Origin of the sequence: Pelomonas aquatica, assembly GCF_026712205.1 — a bacterium.
Taxonomy (GTDB): Bacteria; Pseudomonadota; Gammaproteobacteria; order Burkholderiales; family Burkholderiaceae_C; genus Pelomonas; species Pelomonas aquatica.
Genome location: NZ_JAPPUW010000008.1, coordinates 93,642 through 117,856 on the forward strand (window position 1 = coordinate 93,642; position 24,215 = coordinate 117,856).

At 69.8% G+C, this 24,215-nt stretch carries 16 protein-coding genes; 5 read left to right on the top strand and 11 right to left on the bottom strand.

Translation table 11 applies throughout. The annotated features are described in order from the left end of the window. Positions 1–44: 44 nt before the first annotated feature. The 9 genes from NYP07_RS10350 to argA form a co-directional block, all read right to left on the bottom strand. Complete coding sequence (locus tag NYP07_RS10350; RefSeq protein ID WP_268150045.1) at positions 45–470, bottom strand: RNA-binding S4 domain-containing protein; 426 nt, start codon at positions 468–470, stop codon at positions 45–47. Further along, the gene (gene hemH / locus NYP07_RS10355; protein ID WP_268150047.1) at positions 467–1,561 is read right to left on the bottom strand and encodes a ferrochelatase; all 1,095 of its coding nucleotides are present in this window, start codon (positions 1,559–1,561) and stop codon (positions 467–469) included. Before hemH ends, NYP07_RS10350 begins: the two co-directional genes overlap by 4 nt. Beyond that, on the bottom strand, positions 1,561–2,532 hold the full coding sequence (locus tag NYP07_RS10360; RefSeq protein ID WP_268150048.1) for an adenylate/guanylate cyclase domain-containing protein: 972 nt from the start codon (positions 2,530–2,532) through the stop codon (positions 1,561–1,563). The genes hemH and NYP07_RS10360 overlap by 1 nt, the downstream gene beginning before the upstream one ends. 52 nt (positions 2,533–2,584) lie before the next feature. Further along, entirely contained in the window at positions 2,585–4,840 is a 2,256-nt protein-coding gene (gene rpoD, locus NYP07_RS10365; RefSeq protein ID WP_268150050.1) for an RNA polymerase sigma factor RpoD, read from the bottom strand. Positions 4,841–5,176: 336 nt separating this feature from the next. After that, positions 5,177–7,042 carry a DNA primase gene (dnaG, locus tag NYP07_RS10370; protein WP_268150052.1) on the bottom strand — a complete coding sequence of 622 codons (1,866 nt, stop codon included), beginning with the start codon at positions 7,040–7,042 and terminating at the stop codon, positions 5,177–5,179. Between the two features lie 9 nt (positions 7,043–7,051). Continuing rightward, positions 7,052–10,216, bottom strand: coding sequence for a putative bifunctional diguanylate cyclase/phosphodiesterase (locus NYP07_RS10375; RefSeq protein ID WP_268150053.1), 3,165 nt, complete (start codon positions 10,214–10,216; stop codon positions 7,052–7,054). Positions 10,217–10,480: 264 nt separating this feature from the next. Further along, entirely contained in the window at positions 10,481–10,777 is a 297-nt protein-coding gene (locus tag NYP07_RS10380) for an H-NS histone family protein (RefSeq protein ID WP_268150055.1), read from the bottom strand. Between the two features lie 293 nt (positions 10,778–11,070). Then, complete coding sequence (locus tag NYP07_RS10385; RefSeq protein WP_268150056.1) at positions 11,071–11,349, bottom strand: oxidative damage protection protein; 279 nt, start codon at positions 11,347–11,349, stop codon at positions 11,071–11,073. A gap of 75 nt (positions 11,350–11,424) precedes the next feature. Further along, entirely contained in the window at positions 11,425–12,768 is a 1,344-nt protein-coding gene (argA, locus tag NYP07_RS10390; protein ID WP_268150058.1) for an amino-acid N-acetyltransferase, read from the bottom strand. A gap of 86 nt (positions 12,769–12,854) precedes the next feature. Here argA and NYP07_RS10395 point away from each other — a divergent pair, with 86 nt between their 5' ends. The 4 genes from NYP07_RS10395 (at position 12,855) to NYP07_RS10410 (ending at position 21,551) form a co-directional block, all read left to right on the top strand. Then, positions 12,855–13,247 carry a VOC family protein gene (locus NYP07_RS10395; RefSeq protein WP_268150060.1) on the top strand — a complete coding sequence of 131 codons (393 nt, stop codon included), beginning with the start codon at positions 12,855–12,857 and terminating at the stop codon, positions 13,245–13,247. A 25-nt stretch (positions 13,248–13,272) separates the two neighbouring features. Continuing rightward, on the top strand, positions 13,273–17,124 hold the full coding sequence (gene hrpA, locus NYP07_RS10400; RefSeq protein WP_268150062.1) for an ATP-dependent RNA helicase HrpA: 3,852 nt from the start codon (positions 13,273–13,275) through the stop codon (positions 17,122–17,124). Positions 17,125–17,355: 231 nt separating this feature from the next. Then, complete coding sequence (locus NYP07_RS10405; RefSeq protein ID WP_268150064.1) at positions 17,356–19,140, top strand: protein kinase domain-containing protein; 1,785 nt, start codon at positions 17,356–17,358, stop codon at positions 19,138–19,140. Positions 19,141–19,151: 11 nt separating this feature from the next. Next, positions 19,152–21,551: a protein kinase domain-containing protein gene (locus NYP07_RS10410; protein WP_268150066.1), complete on the top strand. Its 2,400-nt coding sequence runs from the start codon at positions 19,152–19,154 to the stop codon at positions 21,549–21,551. Between the two features lie 77 nt (positions 21,552–21,628). Here NYP07_RS10410 and NYP07_RS10415 read toward each other — a convergent pair whose 3' ends face one another. After that, entirely contained in the window at positions 21,629–22,366 is a 738-nt protein-coding gene (locus tag NYP07_RS10415) for a FadR/GntR family transcriptional regulator (protein WP_268150068.1), read from the bottom strand. Positions 22,367–22,475: 109 nt separating this feature from the next. Beyond that, entirely contained in the window at positions 22,476–22,973 is a 498-nt protein-coding gene (locus NYP07_RS24190; RefSeq protein WP_455430673.1) for a hypothetical protein, read from the bottom strand. A 497-nt stretch (positions 22,974–23,470) separates the two neighbouring features. Between NYP07_RS24190 and NYP07_RS10420 the strand changes: the two genes are divergently transcribed. Beyond that, positions 23,471–24,172 (top strand): hypothetical protein, encoded by a 702-nt coding sequence (locus NYP07_RS10420; RefSeq protein ID WP_268150070.1) that lies wholly within the window; start codon positions 23,471–23,473, stop codon positions 24,170–24,172. Positions 24,173–24,215: the final 43 nt, after the last annotated feature.

Consider the following 24,215-nt stretch of genomic DNA (forward strand, 5'->3'; position numbering starts at 1 on the left):
ACTGGGGCGCGATGTCCTGGATTCAAGAGGGAGATTATCGCGGGCTAACCCGGGTCGTCGAGATCGTCCGCCGACGCCGACCAGCGGTCCCAGTCGGCCAGGCGGCGGCGATCCTGCTTGGTCGGGCGGCCCTGGGCGATGGTGGCCGCCGGTTCGGGCGCCAGGCGGCGCGCCTCGGCCGCGGCCTCGCGGGCGGTGACGCTGGCCTGGGTCTCGGCATAGAGCGCTTGAGCCTGCGGGGCCGGGCCGCGCTGGTTGGACAGGCCACGCACCTCGACCTCGCGGGTCACGACGCCGGTGCGGATGCTGAGCAGATCGCCCGGCCTCACGTCGCGCGCCGGCTTCACCGGCTGGCCGCCCACGCGCACGCGGCCGAGGTTGATCTCGTCGACGGCCAGGGCCCGGGTCTTGTAGAAGCGCGCGGCCCAGAGCCATTTGTCCAGGCGCATGCAGGCGAGGGCTTCGCTCATTCCTTCGCCCCGGCGGCCAGCGCCCGCTGGCGCTGCAGGGCCAGCGTGTCAGGGTGGGGCGCGGCGGTCGGCCAGCCTTGCAGGTGGCGCTCCGCCAGCGCGGCCAGCGCGCGCATGCCGGCCGGATGGTCGTTCAGGCAGGGGACGTAGCCGAAGCGCTGGCCGCCGGCCGCCAGGAAGGCGGCACGCGCCTCCTGGTCGATCTCTTCCAGCGTCTCCAGGCAGTCGGCCGCGAAGCCGGGGCAGATCAGGTCGACGGCCTTCACGCCGCCCTTGGCGAGCTTGACGAGGCTGGGCTCGGTATAGGGCTGCAGCCATTTGGCCTTGCCGAAGCGGCTCTGGAAGCTGACCAGCCACTCGCCGTCCTTCAGGCCCAGGGCCTCGGCCAGCAGGCGGCCGGTTTTCAGGCATTCGCAGTGGTAGGGGTCGCCCAGGTGCAGCGTGCGCTCGGGCATGCCGTGGAAGCTCATGACCAGCTTCTCGCCACGGCCCTCGCGCTGCCAGTGCTCGCGCACGCTCTGGGCCAGTGCGGCGATGTGGCCGGGGTCGTCGTGGTAGCGGTTCACGAAGCGCAGCTCGGGGACGTGGCGGCTGCGCAGCGCCCAGCGGGCCACGTCGTCGATGACGCTGGCCGTCGTCGCGCCCGAATACTGCGGGTAGGCCGGCAGCACGAGCACGCGCTGCACGCCCTCGCGCTTGAGCGCGTCCAGCTGGGCGGCGATGGCGGGCGTGCCATAGCGCATCGCGTGGGCCACGCGCACGCGCAGGCCGCGCTCGCCGAGCAGGCCCTGCAGCAGCTTGGCCTGCTTCTCGGTCCAGACCTTGAGCGGCGAGCCTTCGGGCTTCCAGATGCTGGCGTACTTGGCCGCCGACTTGGCCGGGCGCACGCGCAGGATGAGGCCGTGCAGGATCGCCATCCAGACCAGCCTGGGGATCTCGACGACGCGCGGGTCGGCGAGGAACTGGGCCAGGTAGCGGCGCAGCGCGGGAGCGGTCGGCGCGTCGGGTGTGCCGAGGTTGCACAGCAGCACGGCCACGTCAGGGCCGGAGCCGGCGCCGTGGCGCCGTGGCGGTTCAGGGAAAAAGGCCATCAGCGGCGGGATCTTGGGCCGCCGAAGGCCTGCGGCTCGGTGTCGGCGAAGTGCAGCACCTCGAAGCGCACGCTGGGCGACTGCTGGTCGCCCGGCGGACCGCCCAGGCCGATGCTGCCGCCGCCGTGCAGCGTGCAGCTGCCGCGCTTGAGGCTCAGCAGCTCGCCCGAGTCGCCGAAGCGCACATAGGTGCCGTTGTAGGAGAGGTCGGTCAGCTCGAAGCTGCTGCCCTGCCAGTCGATGCGGGCATGCGAGCGCGACACGCGCGCGTCGGTGATGCAGTAGGTGGCTTGCACGCTGCGGCCCAGGATGACCGGCATGCTGAGGATGTCGAAGACGCGGTCCAGGTCGCCCCAGACCAGGCGCATGCCGTCGGGCTCGGTGGCGCGCATCGGCTCGCCGAACTGCGTCGCGGCCGCATCGGCGCCGAGCAGTGGTGCGGCGTCCATGCGATGGACGTGCACGGGCTCGATGCGGCCGCGCACCGAGATGCGGTCCAGGCTGCGGAAGCGCCCCTTGGACGCGTGATGCAGTCCGGCCAGCACCTCGGCGGTGATGAGGATCTCGCCGTCGCCGGCATGGTCGATCAGGCGGGCGGCCACGTTGACCGCGTCGCCGAAGCAGTCGCCGTTGAGCTCGACGACCTCGCCGCGCGCCAGCGCCACCTGCAGGCGCAGCGCCAGCATGGCCGGGTTGTTGTTCAGCCGCCGCGCTCGCTGCACGGTACGCTCCAGCATCTCCTGCATGCGCTGGGCCGCGCGCACGCCGTCGCGCGGCGTCTCGAAGGCGGCCATCAGGCCGTCGCCCAGCGTCTTGATCAGGTGGCCGCCGCTCTCCAGCACGGCCTCGCTGATCTGGCTGACCGTCTGCGTGACGAGGCCGCTGGCCTCGGCGTTGCCGAGGGACTCGTAGAGCCCGGTGCTGCCACGCAGGTCGGCGAAGAGGACGGTGCGCTCGCGGATCGCGGTCATGGAGGGAAGTTTAGGGCGCAAAAAAGGCCGGACGGGCCGGCCTTGGCGGAGATCAGAGGTTGTCCAGATACGTGCGCAACTTGTCGCTCCGGCTCGGGTGCTTGAGCTTGCGGATCGCCTTGGCCTCGATCTGGCGGATGCGCTCGCGGGTGACGTCGAACTGCTTGCCGACCTCCTCCAGCGTGTGGTCGCTCTGCATCTCGATGCCGAAGCGCATGCGCAGCACCTTGGCCTCGCGCGGGGTCAGGCTGTCGAGGATGTCCTTCACGACGTCGCGCAGGCCGGCCTGCATGGCCGCCTCGATGGGCGCCGTGTTGTTGGTGTCCTCGATGAAATCGCCCAGGTGGCTGTCGTCGTCGTCGCCGATCGGCGTCTCCATGGAGATCGGCTCCTTGGCGATCTTCATGATCTTGCGGATCTTGTCTTCCGGGATCTCCATCTTCTCGGCCAGCGTCGGCGCGTCCGGCTCGTAGCCGAACTCCTGCAGGTGCTGGCGCGAGATGCGGTTCATCTTGTTGATCGTCTCGATCATGTGGACCGGGATGCGGATGGTGCGGGCCTGGTCGGCGATGGAGCGCGTGATGGCCTGGCGGATCCACCAGGTCGCATAGGTCGAGAACTTGTAGCCGCGGCGGTATTCGAACTTGTCGACCGCCTTCATCAGGCCGATATTGCCTTCCTGGATCAGGTCGAGGAACTGCAGGCCGCGGTTGGTGTACTTCTTCGCGATCGAGATGACGAGGCGCAGATTGGCCTCGATCATTTCCTTCTTCGCGTCGCGGCTGGCCTTCTCGCCCTCGTTCATCTTCTTGTTGATGTCCTTCAGGTCGTCCAGCGGCACGACGGCCTTGGCCTGGATGTCGATGAGCTTCTGCTGCAGCTCCTGCACCGGCGGCAGGTTGCGGCTCAGGATGGTGCTGTAGTTCTTGCCGGCGGCGACTTCCTTCTCGGCCCACTTCAGGTTCAGCGCATTGGGCGGGAAGGTCTTGATGAAGTGCTCCTGTGGCATGCCGCACTTGTCGACGACGATCTTGCGCAGCTCGCGCTCGTAGCGGCGCACGTCGTCCACCTGGCTGCGCAGGATGTCGCACAGCTTCTCGATGGTCTTGACCGTGAAGCGGATGGTCATCAGCTCGGCGCTGATGGCCTGCTGGGCCTTGTTGTACGAGGCCGACTTGTAGCCTTCCTTCTCGAAGGCCTTGCGCATCTTGTCGAAGCTGGCGGACATCGAGTCCAGCTTGACCAGCGCGGCGTTCTTCAGCTCTTCGAGCTTCTTGGTCAGCGCCTTGGAGCCGCCCTGGCCGTCGTCGTCGTCTTCCTCGTCGAACTCGTCGAAGTCTTCCTCGGCCACATAGTCGTCGGCCTCGTCCTCGGCGACGAAGCCGTCGACGACGTCGGAGATCTGCATCTCGCCGCCGCGGATCTTGGTAGCGTATTCAAGGATGTGGGCGATGGTCGTCGGCGAGGCCGAGATGGCCAGCATCATGGCCTGCAGGCCGCCTTCGATGCGCTTGGCGATCTCGATTTCGCCTTCACGGGTCAGCAGTTCGACCGTGCCCATCTCGCGCATATACATGCGCACCGGGTCGGTCGTGCGGCCGAATTCGGAGTCCACCGTGGACAGCGCGGCTTCGGCGGCTTCCTCGGCTTCTTCCTCGGTCGAAGTGGTCGTCGCGTTGCCCTGGATCAGCAGCGTGGCGGCGTCGGGCGCCTGCTCGTAGACCGCGATGCCCATGTCGTTGAGCATGGACACGATGGCTTCGAGGATTTCCTCGTTGACCAGCTTCTCGGGCAGGTGGTCGTTGATTTCCTGGTGGGTCAGGAAGCCGCGCGTCTTGCCCATCTTGATGAGGGTCTTCAGCTCCGTGCGGCGCTTGACGGCTTCCTCTTCGGTCAGCGCGGTCTCTTCGAGGCCGAACTCGCGCATCAGCGCGCGCTCCTTGGCGCGGCTGACCTTCATGCGCAGCGGCTTGGCCTTGACGGTCTCTTCCTCGACGGCGGCAACCTCCTCGGTTTCCGGCTCTTCGCCCTCCAGCTCGGCATCGACGTCGGACAGATCCACGTCTTCGTCGACTTCCTTCTTGCCGCCGGCCTTCTTGGTCTCGGTCGCAGCCTTGGGCTTGCGGCCACGCTTGGGCTTGTCCTCTTCGGTCACGGCCGCCTTGGCCGTTTTCGCTGCAGGCTTGGCCGCGGCCGCCTTGGTGGCTTTCGCGGGGGCCTCGGCGGCTGCCGTCTTGGCGGCCGGCTTCTTCTTGAGCTCTTCGGCGGGAGCGGGGCTGGCCTTGGTCGCGGGCTTCTTGGCGGTCATGCAGGTCCTTCGAGGGTTTGCGCGGTCAATTCAGAAATGCAGCAGCCACCGCGGCCGACCCGGGCTGGCTGTCAAACCGGCGGGGCAGGGGGCGGTGGCTTTCGTCGCCAGGTATCACCCGAAATTCGAGCGAGGGACCCAGGCGTGGCGCGAACAAGCTGGCGTGATCGTTTGGAGTGCAGAGGTGGCGGATGTGTTGGCCTTCAAAACTCTTGGCGAGTTGCCCAGTGTCGCTGGGTGGCCGGGCCCGGCATCGCTCTGCCGTCACTCTTGTTGACGCGCGCGGAAAACGTTGAATTATCGGCCAAATTCATCCATAGGTCAAAAACCGCGGCTTCAGGGCGGCACACCGTGCCGCTCGCGCAGCCGCGCCAGGGCTTCCAGCGCGCGGCGGCGCTCGTCGTCGGTGGCGCCGCTGCCGCCCGGCAGCGCGGTGGGTGCGCGGCTGCGCAGCTCGGCGACGGCACGGGCCAGGTCGCCGGCGGGGTCGCCTTCCTCGATGCCCAGTTCCTGCACGGCGCGGACCAGGCGGCCGACCGCGTCGCCGAGGCCGTCCGCCGCCAGCGCGGCCTGGACCACGGCCCAGGAGCTGGCGCCGTGGTGGGTCAGATGGCGTTCCAGCCAGTGCACCAGCGTGCCGTGCACGCCGGGCAGTTCGTGCAGCAGCGCGCGGTCCTCGTCGGCCAACGCGTCCCACAGCTCGCTGTGCTGCAGCAGCAGCCGCACGGCGTTGTCGGTCGGCGTCGACGGCATGGCGCGCGGGCCGGTGGGGCGGGGCTCTTCATCGCGGCCCTTGCGTTTCCATTCGCCCTTGGGCTTCCACTCGCCCTTGGGCTGCCAGCGGGGTTTCTCGGCGGCGGGGGCGGGCGCCGGCGCGGCGGCGGCCGACGGGGGCGGCTCGCCCAGCCACAGCGCCTGCAGCTCGGCCTCGGGCAGTTGGCCCTGGCGGGCGAACTCGCCCAGCAGCTGGCGGCGCAGCAGGCCGTCCGGCAGCAGGTTCCACAGCGGCCGGGCCTGGCTGAGCATGCGCGCGCGGCCCTCGGGGCTGCCGAGGTCGCAGCCTTCGGCGGCCACCGTGGTGAGCTGGCGCGACAGCGGCACGGCGCCCTCGACGGCGCGCTCGAAGGCCTCGGCGCCCAGCTCGCGCACGAAGGAGTCGGGGTCGTGCTCGGTCGGCAGGAACAGGAACTTGACCGTGTGCGTCTCGGACGCATGGGGCAGGGCGGCCTCCAGCGCGCGCACGGCGGCGCGGCGGCCGGCGGCGTCGCCGTCGAAGCTGAAGACGACCGAGTCGGTGTGGCGGAAGAGCTTGTGCACGTGGTCGGCGGTGCAGGCCGTGCCCAGCGTCGCGACCGCGTTGGCGATGCCGTACTGGGCCAGCGCGACGACGTCCATGTATCCCTCGACGACCAGCGCATAGCCGCGCTGGCGCATGGCCTGGCGGCCCTCGAACAGGCCGTAGAGCTCGCGGCCCTTGATGAACACGGGCGTCTCCGGCGAGTTCAGGTATTTGGGCTCGCCCTTGTCCAGCACGCGCCCGCCGAAGCCGATGACTTCGCCCTGCACGTTGCGGATGGGGAACATCACGCGGTCGCGGAAGCGGTCATACCTTTTTGCGTCCTCGCCCGGGTCGGCCTCCGGCGAGATGACCAGGCCGGCCTCGACGAGCTGCGGGTCGTCGTAGGACGGGAAGCCGCTGGCCAGCGAGCGCCAGCCCTCGGGCGCATAGCCGAGGCCGAAGCGCGCGGCGATCTGGCCGGTCAGGCCGCGGCCCTTCAGGTAGGCCACGGCGCGCGGCGCCTTGCGCAGCTGGGTCTTGTAGAACTCCGCCGCGCGGGCCAGCACCTCGGTCAGGCTGTGCTGGCGGGCCTTCTCGGCCTTGGCGCGCTCGCGCTGCTCGGGGCTGCGGTCGTCCTGCGGCACCACCATGCCGACCTGCTGGGCCAGGTCTTCCACGGCCTCGACGAAGCTGGCGCCGGTGTGCTCCATCAGGAAGCCGATGGCATTGCCGTGCACGCCGCAGCCGAAGCAGTGATAGGTCTGGCGGCTGGGGCTGACGATGAAGCTCGGCGACTTCTCGCCGTGGAAGGGGCACAGGCCCTTGTGGTTGATGCCGGCCTTCTTCAGGTCGACATGGCGGCCCACCACGTCGACGACGTCGACGCGGGACAGCAGGTCCTGGATAAAGCCTTGTGGGATCACCCCGGCAGTTTAAGGATTCGCCTGCGACGGCGCCCTGAACTGCCCCGCCCAGTCGCCGTTGGCGAAGCTCTCCATCCAGCCCGGCAGCGCCGCGGGATGCATGGCCGCGGCGATGCCGTTGCCCTGGCCCAGCCGGCAGCCCAGGCGCAGCAGCTCGCGGGCGTGGGCACGGCTTTCGACGCCCTTGGCCAGCACCGCGCAGCCGATATTGCGCCCCAGGCCGATGACGCTTTCGACCAGCGACAGGTCCTGGGCGTCGCCCAGCATGCCCTGCACATAGCTGCGGTCGAGCTTGAGCGTGTCGACCGACAGGCGCTTCAGCGAGGACAGGCGCGAGTAGCCGGCGCCGAAGTCGTCCAGCGCGATGCCCACGCCCAGGCTCATGCTGCGCTGGATGAGGGCCTGGGTGGCGGCCGTCTCGACCAGTGCGTCGGACTCCAGCACGTCCAGGTGCAGCAGGTGGGCCACCGCCGGCGGCTGGCGCTGGACCAGCTCCTGCAGCCGCTGCGGGAAGTCGGGGCGGCTGAGCTGGCGGGCGCCGACGTTGACGCTGACCGGCAGGCCGCGGCCGCCGTTGATGCCGGCTTCCATCCAGGCGACCGTCTGGGTCAGGGCCTGCTCGATGACCCAGTCGCCGATCTGCACCGACAGGCCGGTGGCCGCGACCATCGGCAGGAAATGCGCCGGCGCGAGCAGGCCGCGGTCCGGGTGCTGCCAGCGCAGCAGTGCCTCGACGCCCGTCACCTGGCCGCTGCGCAGGTCGATCTGGGGCTGGTAGTGCAGCAGCAGCTCGTTGCCGTCGAGGGCGCGCTGCAGGCGGGCCACGGCGATCAGACCGGCCTCGTCGCGCTCGCTCATCGTCGGGTCGTGGAACTGCACGCCGCCGCGGCCGAGGTGCTTGGCGCGGTAGAGGGCATGGCCGGCGTGGCGCAGCAGGGTCTCGGGGTCGGCCTCGTCCAGCGGGTAGAGGGTGGCGCCCATGCTGGCGCCGACCTCCAGCGCCAGGCCGTCGCCGACGCGGCTCTCGCGGATGGACACCGGCGTGGACAGCAGGCCCAGCAGCCGGTCGACGGCGCGCTGGCCCTCCTCGGGGGTCTGCACCCGCATCAGCACGGCGAACTCGTCGCCATGCAGGCGGGCGAGCTGGTCGGCGGTGTCGGCGGCGGCTCCGCCGCGGGCGCCGCGCAGCGTGGCCTGCAGCCGGCCGCTGAGCTGCAGCAGCACGGCGTCGGCGGCGAGCTGGCCATGCTCCGCGTTGACGCGGCCGAAGTCGTCCAGGTCGATGACGCAGACGACGAGCTTGAAGCCGTCGCGGTTGGCGGCCATCAGCGCCTGCTGCAGCAGGCGCATGAACTCGTCGCGGTTGGGCAGGCCGGTGGCGATGTCGTAGCGCAGGCTGCGGCGCAGCAGCTCCTGCTGGCGCAGGCTCTCGCCCAGGTCGGTCAGGCCCAGCAGGCGCCAGCGCGGGCTGGCGCCGTCGGGCTCGGGCACGGGGCTCAGCCGGACCGAGAAGACATGCCGGCCGCCGTCGTCCAGCTCGGCCTGCACCTGGCCGCTCCAGCTCTGGCCGGCCTTGAGCAGGGTCTGCACCTGGGCCGCCTCGTGGCCGCTGCGCTGCAGATTGGCCACGCTCAGCGGTGCGGCCAGGCGGCCGACCAGGGCTTCGCGCGAGGCATGCAGGATGTCGCAGTAGGCCGGGTTGACCTCGACGATGCGCCACTGCGTGTCGACGACGGCCAGGCCCTCGCCGGACTGCTGGAAGATGGTGGCCGACATGCGCTCGCGCTCCTCGGCCGTGTGGCGCCAGCTGACGTCGGCCAGCGTCGCGATGAGGCCGCGCGCGCGGCCCTCGCGGTCGCGCTGCGGCACATGGGCCTGCAGCTCGTGCCAGCGCCAGTCGCCACCGTCGGCCGCGATGCGCAGCGACAGGCCGAGCTGGTCGCGCCCCGGCCGGGCCAGCAGCTCGCGCAAGGCTCGCCGCACCGGCTCGCGGTCGCGCGGGTGGGCGACTCGGACCCAGTCCAGCGGCGTGGTGCCGGGCCGTGCCGTCGGGTCGACCGGCGTCGTCAGCGCCAGCCAGCGGGCCGACGCATGGCGGCGCCCCTCGGGCAGGCGCCACTCGGCCAGCGCCAGGCCTTGCGCATCGAGGGCGCCGCGCCAGCCGTCGCGTTCGCGCACCTGGTGCTGGCTCAGTGCGAGCAGGGCCAGCGGCAGCAGGGCCAACAGCGCGCCGGCCGCCCAGGCTGCCGGCGTGGCCGGCGCGGTCAGCGCCCACAGCGCGAGCAGGCCCAGGCCCAGGCCGGCGTTGTGGCGCGGCGCGGCCTGCAGCGCGTGCAGGCTCAGCAGCAACTGGGGCACGAGCAGCAGGGCTCCGGCATCGGGCAGCCAGGCCGGGCCGAGCTGGGCGGCCACCGCGGCGGCGGCGAGCGCGCGGGCCGGCCCGCGCCCGCTGCGCCGCGGCCGCTGCGAACTGGCCTGCAGCGCGGTGCCGGTGGCCAGCAGGGCCAGGGCCCAGGCGCCGGCCAGGGCCGATGCGCCACGGGCCGCGCCTGCCGGCGTCAACCCGGCGGCCAGCAGCGCCGCCAGCGCGAGCAGGCCGGCCAGCATGGGCGCTGCCAGCCCGGCCAGCAGGCCGAAGCCGACGACCTCGCGCCGGCTGGCCAGCCGGCCGGTCAGGCCCAGGCGGCGCAGCCGCGTGCGGTTCAGCGCCGCGGCGAGCAGGGGCAGGGCCAGCGCGCTCAGCAGCGGGGCCGACGCGAGCAGGCCCAGCGGGTCGGCCTGGGGCTCCAGCAGCAGCGGCAGGCCGCAGCCGAGCAGCAGGCCGGCCATCACGAGGGGCAGTACCCAGGCGCTGAGCCGCCACAGCGCGGCCAGGCCCAGGCCGGCCAGCAGCATCGGCACGAAGAGGTCGGGCGCCGGCGTCGCGGCGGCGGGTTGGGGCAGGCGCAGCAGCGGCGGCAGCACATTGGCGGCCAGCGCCCAGGCCGCGACCAGCCCGCCGCCCAAGCCGGTCAGCGCGGCCAGGCCGACGCGGCGCAGCCGGCGTGCGCCGCGGCGGTCGCGGATGCGGCGCGGGCCGGGCGGCAGCGTCGTCGACGGCGGCAGGTCGGTGGACAGGCCGCTGCTCGCGCCGCGGGTTTCGAGAGCCTCATCGCTGCCGGAACGCAGGGCCATGGCTCAAGCCCCCGCCGGGCCCGGCGGGCGGCAAAGCGTGCGGAAACGCTGGGCTTGGGCATGCATGGCCGGAATCTCCTTGTCCGCGCGCGCGCAGGCGCCTAGGTGAAACCCTGGGTTCGACCGGGCGGACAGCGTGACGAAAGCCATGCGCCCGAGTTTAGGCCGCCGTCTCGTGGCAAAAGAAAAGGGTCACCCCAAAGGTGACCCTGGTTTGGCGCCGCAGGTTGCGGCGCGCGGTGCAATTGCGCGTGTGGGCGCTGCTTAAACGGTGAAATCGGTCAGCTTGGCGCCGCCGGCAATGGCCGCCTTCAGCCATTTGGGTTGCAGGCCGCGGCCGCTCCAGGTTTCACCGGTGGCCTGGTTGCGATACTTGGCGGCAACCTTGGAGACCTTGGCCGGCTTGGCAGTGCGCATGCTGAGGTCGGCCATCGTCAGGCCATATTCGCTCATCAGGGATTTGACCTTGGCCACCGCCTCGCTGCGCTCACGCTCCTTGGTTTGGCTGATCTGTTCATCAAGCGCGGCGCGCTGGGCCAGGAGTTCCTTGAGATTGGACATGCTGCTATTCCTCTTGCGATTTGACCGGTGAGACGCGCGATGCGGGGCATCGAGGCCTCGGAGGGCGCCCGGGGCATTGCCGGGCGAGTATCTCCGCAAGCGAATTAAATCGCGGGCCGGGAATTCAGGCAAGGGTTTTTGTTGGCAGCCGCCTACGGGTTTTCATTTGAACCCGTCCATTTGCCTTCACGGTTTAGGCGGGCGTCCGATTCGGTGGCCCTGCCGGGCCGCCACCGGGCGCCGTGCGGGTTATGGCGCGACGAAAGCCACGCCCGCCGCATCGAATGCCCCATTCAGGCCGACGGCGGCACATAGCCCGCCACCGTTTCGGCGCCGGTGCCGAAGAAAAACTGGTCGGCCTGGCGCATCAGGTATTGGCGGGCGCGCTGGTCGGCGAGGTTCAGGCGGTTTTCATTGACGAGCATGGTCTGGTGCTTCATCCAGGCCGCCCAGGCTTCCTTGCTGACGTTTTCCCAGACCTTTTTGCCGAGTTCGGTGTGGACGGGATAGGGCGGGAAGTCCAGCCCTTCGGCTTCCTTCTTCAGATAGGCGCATTGAACGACGCGGGGCATGGCGGACTCCTCAGACACGGGAAAGAAAACGGCCGGCACTTTAGCGCGCCGGCTCTGTGGCGGCAGCGACAAGGCCTAGTTGAATCTCTTGACCAGCACCAGCGAGCGGCGGTCCCAGTTGTATTTGCGCTTGCGTTCTTCCGGCAGCCATTCGGGGTCGACCTGCTGGAAACCGCGTTTGATGAACCAGTGCATCGTGCGTGTGGTCAGCACGAAGATGCTGTCCAGCCCCATGGCTTTCGCGCGCTGTTCGATTCTTTTCAGCAGGCGGTCGCCGTCGCCCTGGCCTTGTACTTCGGCGGATACCGTCAGCGCGGCCATCTCGGCCGTGCGGGCCTCGACATAGGGGTATAGCGCCGCGCAGCCGAAGATGACGCCGTCGTGCTCGATGACCGTGTAGAGCTCGGCGTCGCGCTCGATTTCCGTGCGGCTGCGCTTGACCAGCGTGCCGTCGCGCTCGAAGGGTTCGATGAGCTTGATGATGCCGGCCACGTCGTCGGAGCTGGCCTCGCGCAGGCTTTCCAGCTTCTCGTCGACGACCATGGTGCCGATGCCGTCGTGGGTGTAGACCTCCTGCAGCAGCGCGCCGTCCACCGCGAAGGGGATGATGTGCGAGCGTTCGACGCCGGCGCGGCAGGCCTCGGCGCAGTGGCGCAGGTAGAAGGCGGCTTCGGTCGGTTCGGGGTGGGGTGCCGCCTTGGCCAGCATGCGTTCGGCGTCGGCCAGGGCCAGCTCCGTGTCGATGGCGCTTTCGGGGTCGCCGGCGTCCTCAGGCACGCCGGCGGATTCGCAGACGAAGAGCAGCTTGTCCGCCTGCAGCGCGATGGCCGTGGACGTGGCCACGTCCTCCATCGACAGGTTGAAGGCCTCACCGGTGGGCGAGAAGCCGAAGGGCGACAGCAGCACGATGGCGCCGATGTCGATGGCGCGCTGGATGGCGGCGCCGTCGACCTTGCGCACGAGGCCGGAATGCTGGAAATCCACGCCGTCCACGATGCCCACGGGCCGGGCGGTCAGGAAATTGCCGGAGACGACGCGCACCGTGGCGTTCGCCATCGGCGTGTTGGGCAGGCCCTGGCTGAAGGCCGCCTCGATCTCGAAGCGCAGCTGGCCGGCGGCCTCCTGGGCGCAGTCCAGCGCCACGGCGTCGGTGATGCGGCGGCCATGGCTGAAGCGCGGCACCTGGCCCTTGGCGGCGAGCTGCTCGTTGACCTGCGGCCGGAAGCCGTGCACCAGCACGATCTTGATGCCCATCGCATGCAGGATGGCCAGGTCCTGCACGAAGGCGTTGAGCTTGCCGGCCGCGATCAGCTCGCCCGGCATGCCGACGACGAAGGTCTCGCCGCGGTAGGCATGGATGTAAGGCGCCACGGCGCGGAACCACGGCACGAAGGTGTGGGGGAAGACAAGACCGGTCATGGGCCGAATTGTGGCCTGTGACTCGCCGCACTTGACGCTGTCATATCCGCCTCGGACGATGCCCGCTCCACCACCCGGAGACCGCGATGAAGGACTATCAAGACGTCTACATGACCCCTGGCGCCTTCAGCTGGAACGAGCTGTCCAGCCCCGACACCAAGAAGGCCAGCGAGTTCTACGGCACGCTGTTCGGCTGGAAGTTCGACACGATGAATCTCGGTGGCGGCGACTACCACGTCATCAAGGTCGGCGAGGTCGCGGTCGGGGGCGTCATGCAGCAACAGCAGCCCGGCCCGGCGATGTGGGGCGCCTATGTGACCGTGGCCTCCTGCGATGCGACGGTGGAAAAGGCCAAGGGCCTGGGCGCCGTCGTCTGCGCGGGGCCTTTCGACATCCCGACCGTCGGCCGCATGGCCGTGCTGCGGGACCCGCAAGGCGCGGTCATCCAGGTCATCAGCTACTTCCCGCGTACCGAGTGAGCGACTGCGGGACAATCCCGCCCCGATGAGTTCAGAACGACCCGAGAGCCGGTTGCCTCAACCGGCTCTTTCCATTTCATTTCCCGAAAGCCTGCCGGTTTCGTCGCGCCGCGACGAAATCATGCGAGCCATGGCCGAGCATCAAGTCGTCATCGTCTGCGGCGAGACCGGCTCGGGCAAGACCACGCAGCTGCCCAAGATCGCGCTGGCGATGGGCCGTGGCCGCGTCAACGGTGGCGGCCTGATCGGCCACACGCAGCCGCGGCGCATCGCGGCCAGCAGCGTGGCCAAGCGCATCGCCGAGGAGCTGAACACGCCGCTGGGCGACGTGGTGGGCTACAAGGTGCGCTTCCAGGACCGGCTCTCCAAGGGCGCCTCGGTCAAGCTGATGACGGACGGCATCCTGCTCGCCGAGACACAGAGCGATCCGCTGCTCAGGGCCTACGACACGCTGATCATCGACGAGGCCCACGAGCGCAGCCTCAACATCGACTTCCTGCTCGGCTACCTGCGCGAGCTGCTGCCGCGCCGGCCGGACCTGAAGATCGTCGTCACGTCGGCCACCATCGACGCGGAGCGCTTCGCGAAGCACTTCGAGTCGAGCAAGGGCCCGGCGCCGGTGCTGATGGTGTCGGGGCGCCTGTTCCCGGTCGAACAACGCTACCGCCCGTTCGAGGAAAGCCGCGAGTACGACTTGAACAACGCCATCTGCGACGCGGTGGACGAGCTGTGGCGTGAAGGGGGCGGCGACGTGCTGGTCTTCCTGCCCGGCGAGCGCGAGATTCGCGAGGCGGCCGAGGCGCTGCGCAAGCATCACCCGCCTGGCGTGGACATCCTGCCGCTGTTCTCGCGCCTGTCCGAGGCGGACCAGAACAAGGTCTTCGAGCCCCACGGCGCGCGCCGCATCGTGCTGGCGACCAATGTGGCCGAGACCTCGTTGACGGTGCCGGGCATCCGCTACGTCATTGACCCCGGCCTGGCGCGGGTCAAGCGCTACAGCTACCGCAACAAGGTCGAGCAGCTGCTGATCGAGAACATCAGCCAGGCCGCGGCCAACCAGCGCGCCGGCCGCTGCGGCCGCGTCAGCAACGGCATCTGCGTGCGGCTGTTCAGCGAGAAGGAGTTCAACGAGCGCCCGCGCTTCACGGACCCCGAGATCCTGCGCAGCAGCCTGGCTGGCGTCATCCTGCGCATGAAGTCGCTGCACCTCGGCGAGGTCGAGCGCTTCCCCTTCATCGAGGCGCCGCGCCCCAAGGCCATCGCCGACGGCTACCAGCTGCTCAACGAGCTGGGCGCGACCGATGACGCCAACGAGCTGACGCCACTGGGCAAGGAACTGTCGCGCCTGCCGCTGGACCCGCGCGTCGGCCGCATGATCCTGGAAGCCCGCACGCGCGACGCGCTGACGGAGGTGCTGGTCATCGCGTCGGCGCTGTCGGGCCAGGACGTGCGCGACCGCCCGCAGGAAGCGGCCCAGGCGGCCGACGAAAAGCACAAGAAGTTCGACGACGAGAAGTCGGAGTTCATGGGCTATCTGAAGCTGTGGAAATGGTTGGGCGACTCGAAAGGCGGCGAGGGCGAGCACAAGCTGTCGTACCGCAAGCACGAGGCCCTGCTGCGCGAGAACTTCGTCAGCCCGCGCCGCGTGCGCGAGTGGCGCGACGTGCATTCGCAGCTGCAGACCGTCGTCACCGAGCATGGCTGGCGGCTGAACCAGAGCGCCGCCACCTACGAGCAGGTGCATCTGTCCATGCTGTCCGGCCTGCTGGGCAATATCGGCCAGAAGAGCGACGACGAGGACTGGTACCTCGGCGCGCGCGGCATCAAGTTCTATCGCCACCCGGGCGCCCACCTGAGCAAGAAGCCGGGCCGCTGGATCGTCGCGGCCGAGCTGGTGGACACGTCGCGGCTGTATGGCCGCGGCCTCGCCAACATCGAGCCGCAGTGGCTGCCGCCCATCGCCGGCCACCTGATCAAGACCCAGTTGCTGGAACCGCACTGGGAGAAGAAGGCCGCCGAGGTCGTCGCACTTGAGCGGGCCACGCTCTACGGCATCGTGCTCTACAGCGGCAAGCGCGTGAACTTCGGCCGCGTCGACCCCAAGGCGGCGCGCGAGATCTTCATCCGCGAGGGCCTGGTCAACGACGAGCTGCCGGAAGACCTCGTCAGGCAGTTGCCCTTCATAGCCCACAACCGCCGCCAGATCAGCAAGGTCGAGGCGCTGGAGCACAAGTCGCGGCGCCAGGACGTGCTGGTGGACGACGAGCTGATCTACGCCTTCTACGACGACAAGCTGCCCGCGAACGTGTTCTCGGGCGCCACGCTGCTGAAGTGGTGGCGCGAGGCCAGCAAGTCCAACGACAAGCTGCTGCAGCTCAGCCAGGACGAGCTGATGCGCCACGAGGCCGCGGGCGTCACCAGCGAGGCCTTCCCCAAGGTCATCCGCCTGGGCGGCGTGGACTGCGCGGTCCACTATCTGCACCAGCCCGGCGACGCGCGCGACGGCCTGACGGTGACCGTGCCCATCTTTGCGCTGAACCAGGTCAGCGAGGAGCGCGCCGAGTGGCTGGTGCCCGGCATGCTGGCGCAGAAGGTGACGGCGCTGCTGAAGAGCCTGCACCAGAAGCCGCGCGCTCGCCTGACGCCGCTGCCGGACTTCGTCGCCGAGTTCGTCGAGCTGCAGCCGTTCTGCCAGGGCGGTCTGGTGGACACGCTGCTGAGGGCCGTGAAGGACCGCAGCCAGCTCGCCGTGCAGCGCAACGACTTCAAGCTGGAGCAGCTGGCGCCGCATCTGTTCATGAACTTCCGCGTCGTCGACGAGCATGGCCGCCAGCTCGGCCAGGGCCGCCAGCTCGCCGCGCTGAAGGCGGAGCTGGGCGGGCAGGCGCGCTCGGCCTTCCAGGCGCTGGCGGCGCTGAAGCTGCCGGCCGCCGAGGCGCCCAAGCCGGCGCCGGCGCCGGTGGCGGGCAAGGGCGTGCGGGCCGAGGTCGTCAAGAAGCCCGAGCCGGCCCGAGACGCGAACCAGGCTTACACGGACTGGACCTTCGGCGAACTCCCCGAGCTGCTGGAAGTCCAGAAACCGGGCTCTGGCGGCCAGACGCTGATCGGCTTCCCGGCGCTGATCGACAAGGGCGCCCATGTCGAGATCGAGGTCTTCGACGAGCCCGAGGTCGCGGCGGCCAAGCACCGTGCCGGCCTGCGCCGCCTCGTCGCGCTGCAGCTCAAGGAGCCGCTGAAGTTCCTCGAGAAGAACATCCCCGACCTGCAGCGCATGTCGGTGCTCTTCATGGGCCTGGGCACGGCCGAGGAGCTGCGCGACCAGATCATCGGCGTCGCGCTGGACCGCGCCTTCCTGGGCGACCCGCTGCCGACCGACTCGATGTCGTTCAAGAAGCGCATCGAGGAGGGGCGCAGCCGCCTGAACCTGATTGCGCAGGAGGTGGCCCGCGCGGTGCACGCCGTGCTGCAGGAGCTGGCCAATGCGACGCGCAAGCTCAAGGACTCGCGGCCGGCCAAGGACGTGTCCGACGACATCGCGGCGCAGCTCCAGCGCCTCGTTCCCAGGCGCTTCGCGCTCGACACGCCCTGGGCCCAGCTGCAGCACCTGCCGCGCTATCTGAAGGCCATCACCGGCCGGCTCGACAAGCTGCGCGCCGACGTGGCCCGCGATGCCAAGCTGATGGCCGAGGTCAGGCCGCTGGAGCAGCGCTACACGCGCCGTGTCGCCGAGCTGAAGGGCGTGAAGGACGCGCGGCTGGACGACTTCCGCTGGCAGCTGGAGGAATTGCGCGTGAGCCTGTTCGCGCAGGAGCTGCGCACGCCCCAGCCGGTCAGCGTGAAGCGGCTGGACAAGGTCTGGGCTCAGCTGACAGGCTGAGGCCGGTTTTGCGGCGCAAACTCACTCGCTCCCTTTGGGAGCAAGTTATGTCGGAGCCATAAGGCAGCCACAAGGCGTGGGTCCAGATCGTGAGCTGATGCACACAAGCAGTGCGTTGCCGACGCCAGCGGTGGAAATCCGTCGCATTTCGACGCTTGGCTGCAAACTCAGGCCCTCAGGCCTGGAGTCCAATGCAGGGATTACAACTGTTACCGCCTCAACCCCGTCGCCGTGTCTGAAACCAGTTCTGCCGCCCCGCCGCTGAGGAGCTTCGGCCGTTTCGAGCTGCGCGCCCTGCTCTCGAAGAGCGCGCGCAGCCTGGCCTGGCGCGTCTTCGATGAACGCCACGGCCAGGAGCTGATGCTGTGCATGCCGCGCGACAAGCCCAACAGCGCGCCGGCGCTGGAGCACTGGCTGCGCATGGCCCAGGGAGCCGAGCGGGTGCGGCACCCCAACCTCGCGACGCCGTTCGAGATCGGCCAGGTCGAGAACTGGCCCTATGTGGCCTACGACCGCGCCCTCGGCGAGACGCTGGACGAGCGCCTCGCGCGCCAGAACGCGCCGCTGCCCATCGATACCGCCGGCTGGGTGGCCCAGCTGCTCGAAGGCCTGGCCTTCGCCCACGAGGCCGGCCACGCCCACCGCGACATCCAGACGGCCAGCCTCATCATCGACGCCAACGACAGGGTGCGGCTGGTCGGCCTGGAGGTCGCGCAGGAGGTCTTCCCGGCCGCCGTGGACTTCAACGCCGTCACGCGTCGCGCCGTGCGCGAGTCGGCCGAGGAGGACGTGCTCTGCGTCGGCCTGCTGCTGAACCGCATCCTCAGCGGCAAGCCGGTGCTGGACGAAAACGACCTGCAGCACGTCGTCGAGCAGATGCAGCCCATCGGCCGCGAGATCGTGCGCCTGGGCTGGGAGACGCCCCATCCCATCCCCGACCCGCTGCGCGCCATCTGCAACCGCGCCACCGACCGCCAGCTGCGCCAGCGCTACCACCTGGCGCGCAGCTTCTGGCGCGCGCTGGACGGCTGGCGCCAGGCCGCCGCCTACGACGACGGCGGCCCCGTCGTGCTGCTGCTGGACAAGCTGCAGCGCCTGGGCCATCTGCCGACGACGACGACCGGCCTGCACCGCTTCACGGCCGGCTCGGGCCTGGAGGCCAAGCACGCCAGCGCGCTGTCGGAGCTCGCGCTCAAGGACATGGCCCTCAGCCTGGAGCTGGTGCGCCGCGTCAACCACGCGCTGAAGCAGAACGGCCACCAGGGCGAGACGGTGCTGAACCTGCAGCGCGCCATCCAGATGCTGGGCCTGGACGGCCTGCAGCTGGCCGCCAATGCCCTCAAGCCCTGGCCCGGCCCGCTCGCGCCGGTGGCCGCCGAGATGCTGCGCCAGCTGATGGCGCGCGTCGGCAAGGCGGCCCAGGTCGCGCAGGCGCTGCGCCCGGCCGGCTATGACGGCGAGGTCGTCCACCTCATCACCGTCATGCAGAACCTCGGCCGCCTGCTGCTGCAGTACCACTTCCCGGACGATGCGCAGCAGATCCGCCAGCTGATGGTGCCGCCCGAGCCGACCGAGGAGCTGCCCAACCCGCCGGCCATGAGCGAGCAGGCGGCGGCCTATGCCGTGCTGGGCTGCGACCTCGACACGCTGGGCATCGCCGTGGCCCGCCACTGGGGCCTGGGCGACGAGCTGCTGCAGATGATCCGCCGCCAGCCGCTGAACGGGCTCGTGCACCCGCCGCGCAGCGACGCCGACACGCTGCGCCTGACCTGCAGCTTCGCCAACGAACTGGTCGACGCACTCGGCCTGCCCGAGGCCAAGCGCCGCCCCGGCATCGAGGCCGCGACGCGCCGCTACGCCAAGGCCCTGGGCCTGGGCCTGCGCGAGGTGATGGAGGCGCTCAACCCCGGCACCCAGCGGCCGGCGGGCGGCGGCGCCGCCGCAACAACGCCCGCGCCCGCGGCCCAGCCCGCGCCGTCGCCGCGTGAGCGGCTGCCGAGCCGCAGCGGCTCCTGAGGGTTTCGTCGATGACCGAAGAACTGCCCCAGCTTGGCCGCTTCCGGCTGCTGCAGCGCCTGGGCGAGGGCGCGCAGGCCACCGTCTGGCTGGCCCACGACCCGCTGCTGGACCGCGAGGTCGCCGTCAAGCTGCTCAAGCCCCATGCCGCGGATGCCGGCGAGCCCGGCACCGTCGACGAATGGCTGCACGAGGCCCGCGCCGTCAGCCGGTTGACCCACCCCAACATCGTGCCCGTCTTCGAGGCCGACACCCAGGGCGGGCGCTCCTACCTCGTCTTCGAATACGTCAGCGGCGGCACGCTGAGCCAGCGCCTGCGTGCCGGGCCGCGCCCGACGGCCACCGAGGCCGTCACGCTGATGCTGGGCGTGCTGGACGGCCTCGCCGCCGCCCACGCCGCCGGCCTGGTGCACCGCGACCTCAAGCCCAGCAACATCCTGCTGGACGCGCGCGGCCGGGCGCGGGTGATGGACTTCGGCATCGCGGCCCGCATTTCATCGTCGAACGGGCCGGGCGCGAACACGCGCAGCCGCGTCGTCGGCACGCCGGGCTATATCTCGCCCGAGGCCGCAGCCGGCGCGGCGCCGCATCCGCAGATGGACGTGTTCGCGGCCGGCGTCATGCTGGCCGAGATGCTGAGCGGCCAGCGCCTGAACCACGACCCCGACCCCTGGCGCGCCGTCCAGCGCGTGCAGACGAGCGACCTCGTGCTGCCCTCGGGCCTGGCTGCCGACGTGGACGATGGGCTGCGCGCCATCGCGCAGCGCGGCCTGGCGCGCGAGCCCGCCGCGCGCTGGCCGAGCGCCGCACTGATGCGCGACGCGCTCGCCGCCTGGCTGCGCCCGGTGGCCGAGCCGGCCGCCGACGGCGCGGAAGCCCCGGTGCTGGACTTCCTGCTGCGCCGCATGCGCCACAAGAGCGACTTCCCGGCGCTGTCCGATGCCGTGCGGCGCATCCAGCGCCTGACGCAGTCCGAGGACGAGAGCCTGGCCAGCCTGTCCAACGAGATCCTGAAGGACGTGGCGCTGACGCAGAAGCTGCTGCGCCTGGTCAACACGGCGGCCTACCGGCACGCGGGCGGCGGCGGCATCAGCACCGTGTCGCGTGCGGTCGCGCTGATCGGCTTTGCCGGCATCCGCAACCTGGCGCTCAGCCTCGTGCTGCTGGAGCGCATGGAGAACAAGGGCCATGCCCAGCGGCTGCGCGAGGACTTCCTGCGCTCGCTGATGGCGGCCTCGCTGGCGCGCGAGCTGTGCACCAACCCGCGCGACGCCGAGGAGGCCTTCCTCGGCGCGATGCTGCACCACCTCGGCCGCACGCTGACCGAGTTCTACTTCCCGGAGGAGGCCGAGGCCGTGCGCCGCCTCGTCAGCCCCGCCGACGACGGCCAGCCTTCCATCGGCGAGGCTGCCGCGTCGGCCCAGGTGCTGGGCATGAGCTACGAGGCCCTGGGCCTGGGCGTGGCGCGGCAATGGGGCCTGCCCGAGAGCCTGCAGCGCGCGATGCGCCGGCCCAGCGGCGAGGCGCCGCCGCGCCTGCTCGAGGACGCGACAGAACGCCAGCGCTGGCTGGCCCGCGCGTCCAACGACATGGCCGATCTCATCATGCAGACGCCGCCCGAGCTGGCCCACGCCAGACTGCGTGCGCTGGCCCAGCGGCATGCGCGTGCGCTGGGCCTGAGCGCCGAGATCTTCGAGCAGGCGGCGGACACCGCCCGCCAGCGCCTGGCGCAGATGACCGAGGCCCTGGACCTGCGCCTGCCGCGCGACTCGCGCGCCCAGCGCCTGCTGGCGCCGGTGGAGCCCTCGGCGGGCGACTCGCTGACGGCCCACGAGCTGGCACCCACGCAGGTGCTGGAGCGCACCGAGGTCGGCGCACGGCCCAGCGCCGCCCAGGCCAGCGAACTGCTGGCCGCCGGCATCCAGGAGATCACCGACGCGATGGTCGAAGGCGCGCAGCTCAACGCCGTGCTGCGCATGATCCTGGAGACCATCTACCGCGCGCTGGGCCTGCGCCGCGTCATCTTCTGCCTGCGCGACGCACGCGGCCAGACGCTGACCGGCCGATTGGGCGTGGGCGCCGACGTGGAGCGCCTCGCGCCGCTGTTGCGCGTGGACCTGACCGGCCAGCCACCCGACCTGCTCGCCGCCGTCTGCCTGAAGGGCGCCGACACGCTGATCCAGGATGCCCGCGCGGCCAACATCTTGGCACGGCTGCCGGCCTGGTTCAGAGCCGAGATGCAGGCACAGAGCTTCCTGCTGCTGCCGCTGATGCTCAAGGGCGCGCCGCTGGGCCTGATCTACGCCGACCATGCCGAGGCCGGCGTCGTGCAACTGGGCGACAAGGAGCTCTCGCTGCTGCGCACGCTGCGCAATCAGGCCGTGATGGCCTTCAGGCAGGCCGCGGGCTGATCATCCAGGATGACGGCCGGCATGCGCCTGCTCGACTCGGCGGGCTACCGTGGCCGGGAGTAAACGGCTGCACCGCTTCATGCCTCCATGCCTTCCGTCTTGTGTCCCGCCAGGGTTGCGGCCGAGGGCGGGTTGCGCGGATAGCGGCTGAACAGATTGTTGAAGTGGCGACGATGGGCCGAGAGCAGGCCGAAGGTGTCGCGCTGCTCAAGCATTTCGACCACTTGCATATGATCTCGTGCACCGGATTCGAGCGCCCACTGCGGAATCGGTTCCGGTTGCGCATTGCTGTTCATCTTGTTGAACGCGCGCCAGAAGAGGTCGATCAGCGAGTTGAGGAACTCGTTGTCGAGGCAGCGGTACATCTCGACATGGAAGGCGTGGTCCTCCTCCGGCGCGGCCTGACCGCAACCGGCGCGTTCAAGCATGATCCCGGCCAGTTCGCGCATGCGCCGAATTTGCTGTGGTTCGATATGCATGACCACATCCGGAATCGCACCGAGTTCGAGGTAGGCCCGCGCATACAGGAGGTTCCTCACCTGCGCGTCCGTCATCGCCATCGCATAAGGCAGGTTCTCCAGGATCGAGTCGAAGGAGAAGGCCTTGACGAAGACGCCTTCGCCGTGCCTTGTCTCGACGATGCCTACCGAGTCGAGCGCCTTGAGCGCCTCGCGCAGCGACAGCCGGCTGACGCCGATTTCCTCGGCGAAGCGATCCTCGGCGGGAAGCGCATCGCCCGGCTTGAGTCCATTCCTTTCGATATATGTCTTGATATCGATCTGGGCTTGACGGTAGGTAGGTATACGGGTGGCCATCTAGGCGCTCTCGGGCTTCATGGGAGATCCGATGATGTTGGCACGGTTTGCGGTGCCGGCCACAGCGTGTCCAGGCAGGACATCCCTCCCTGGGTATCGCCGCCGCCGATCAGCAGCCCACCATCGACCTCGAAGCACAGGCCGTTAGCACGCGGTTAGGCGCGGTTGATGTGGGCCGCTTCGGCCGGTGTGGCCCCCTCGAATTCGCGGTGGAAAGCATGGAACTGCTCACGGTCGCAGCCACCGGAGATGGAGGTTCGACGCGCCAGCCGCGATTGCCGAGGCGCCGGTCAAGCCCACGCGGCAGGCGGGTCAGCGAGGGCTCCCAGCGATCGGCAGCAGGGGCGTAGCGGTAAGCCGTGTCGAATTGAGCCGTGTTGGCAGTGGCACTCGCGCGCCCGAAGCCGCCGAACAGATGGAGGCGCCCGCCGAGGGCCGCAGCCGCGGCGCAGCTTGGCGCCGCGGCGGGAAAGTCCGCGCACCGGCGCCAGCCGGCCGCAGGCGCGGCGAGATCCAGCGCGTACCAATGCCGAGCGGTAGAGCCCAGTCCGACGAACAGCGACCCGCCGACGCGCGCGCCAACCCCATCCACACAAGACACCGGCAAATCCGGGAAGCAGCGCTCGACCCCACGATCGCGGAACTCGGCGCCCAGGGCAGAGCGTCGCGTTCGGCGAACTGACCATCAAGGGCGGAAGGTGCGAACTCAGAGGACGTGCGCATTCAAATCGTTCGGTGGCGCTGTGTTTTTCATGTGCTCAGATGTCAAACAATTGTCGACAGCAAGGTGCCGTGGTGCCGGTCAGGTCGTCGTTTTGATCTATAAATACTTGAAATAAAAGGGAAATGTTCAAGATGGCAGGGTGCTCAATTGAGCCTGGCACGCCATCAGCGCCCGCCGATCGGTCTTGTTGTCGGAGATGGACACCAGTGTTTTCACCGATGAGATCGATGCTAGTCATCTGATGACATTGGTGTACATTTTCATCAGCGAGTCGTCTGGAGCGTTCGCATGGGGATCGGCTGAGCGCCCAGGCCAGCGATTCGACCGACGCAACACCTCGTGACTCTCAAAGCCGAGTCGCGGCAACAAGGAGGGGCAGCATGTATCTGACGGCGATCCAGCCCTTGTTGAAGGGCGCCACCAGCGTCGGCCTGCTGTGGGCGGCCTGCCTGGCTGTCGTCGTCGCAGCCACTTCCGTGGCGGCCGGCCCCTTGAGTTTCTCCTGGCGTGAGCTTCCGCCGCTCCCAGCCAAGCAGCAGGCCTGGTCCGACGCGATTCCTGTCAAGGCGCCGTGGTGGCGCCAGATCGGTCTGGCGGGCCTGATCGTCGGCGTGCACCGCGACGTGCTGCTCGTTGGCGGCGACGCGAACTTCCCCGAGCCCGGCCTGACCTTCGCGCGCATGAACAACCTGGGCAAGGTCTATTGGGACGAACTGGTCCCCCGGGATCTGAAAGCCAACGCCTGGCAGGCGAACGCCCAGGCTGTGGGCGGGTCTGCCCAAGCTGCAGAAGTGAACGCGCCGCTGCCCGGTTTTCGTGGCCATGCACGCTTCGACGCCTTCCAGCCTCATGACCAAGCCGACCGATGTCATTCCCGTCGTCTTGATCCGAGGGGTTGCGCGCATCGTGCCGCGAACCGCGCGACGCGGAACTGCTTCTATCGGCCGCCCCTTCGCGGGTCCTGGTGTCCGGGCGCAGGGGTGGCTCATGTTCGCGGGCTGCGCGCGCGACGGGGCCCGTCCGAGGCGCATCTCGCGTGGACCCAGGCTCCTGCCGAGCCCCGCCGTGATCGTGCGGGTTGATTAAGCCCGGGCATTCGGTCCGCTGTTTATTGGTGAGAGATGG

Coding starts and splice junctions, on each gene's coding strand:
- NYP07_RS10350 (WP_268150045.1), bottom strand. CDS start 470: ATGAGCGAAGCCCTCGCCTGCATGCGCCTGGACAAATGGCTCTGGGCC.
- hemH (WP_268150047.1), bottom strand. CDS start 1,561: ATGGCCTTTTTCCCTGAACCGCCACGGCGCCACGGCGCCGGCTCCGGC.
- NYP07_RS10360 (WP_268150048.1), bottom strand. CDS start 2,532: ATGACCGCGATCCGCGAGCGCACCGTCCTCTTCGCCGACCTGCGTGGC.
- rpoD (WP_268150050.1), bottom strand. CDS start 4,840: ATGACCGCCAAGAAGCCCGCGACCAAGGCCAGCCCCGCTCCCGCCGAA.
- NYP07_RS10375 (WP_268150053.1), bottom strand. CDS start 10,216: ATGGCCCTGCGTTCCGGCAGCGATGAGGCTCTCGAAACCCGCGGCGCG.
- NYP07_RS10380 (WP_268150055.1), bottom strand. CDS start 10,777: ATGTCCAATCTCAAGGAACTCCTGGCCCAGCGCGCCGCGCTTGATGAA.
- NYP07_RS10385 (WP_268150056.1), bottom strand. CDS start 11,349: ATGCCCCGCGTCGTTCAATGCGCCTATCTGAAGAAGGAAGCCGAAGGG.
- argA (WP_268150058.1), bottom strand. CDS start 12,768: ATGACCGGTCTTGTCTTCCCCCACACCTTCGTGCCGTGGTTCCGCGCC.
- NYP07_RS10395 (WP_268150060.1), top strand. CDS start 12,855: ATGAAGGACTATCAAGACGTCTACATGACCCCTGGCGCCTTCAGCTGG.
- hrpA (WP_268150062.1), top strand. CDS start 13,273: ATGAGTTCAGAACGACCCGAGAGCCGGTTGCCTCAACCGGCTCTTTCC.
- NYP07_RS10410 (WP_268150066.1), top strand. CDS start 19,152: ATGACCGAAGAACTGCCCCAGCTTGGCCGCTTCCGGCTGCTGCAGCGC.
- NYP07_RS10415 (WP_268150068.1), bottom strand. CDS start 22,366: ATGGCCACCCGTATACCTACCTACCGTCAAGCCCAGATCGATATCAAG.
- NYP07_RS10420 (WP_268150070.1), top strand. CDS start 23,471: ATGTATCTGACGGCGATCCAGCCCTTGTTGAAGGGCGCCACCAGCGTC.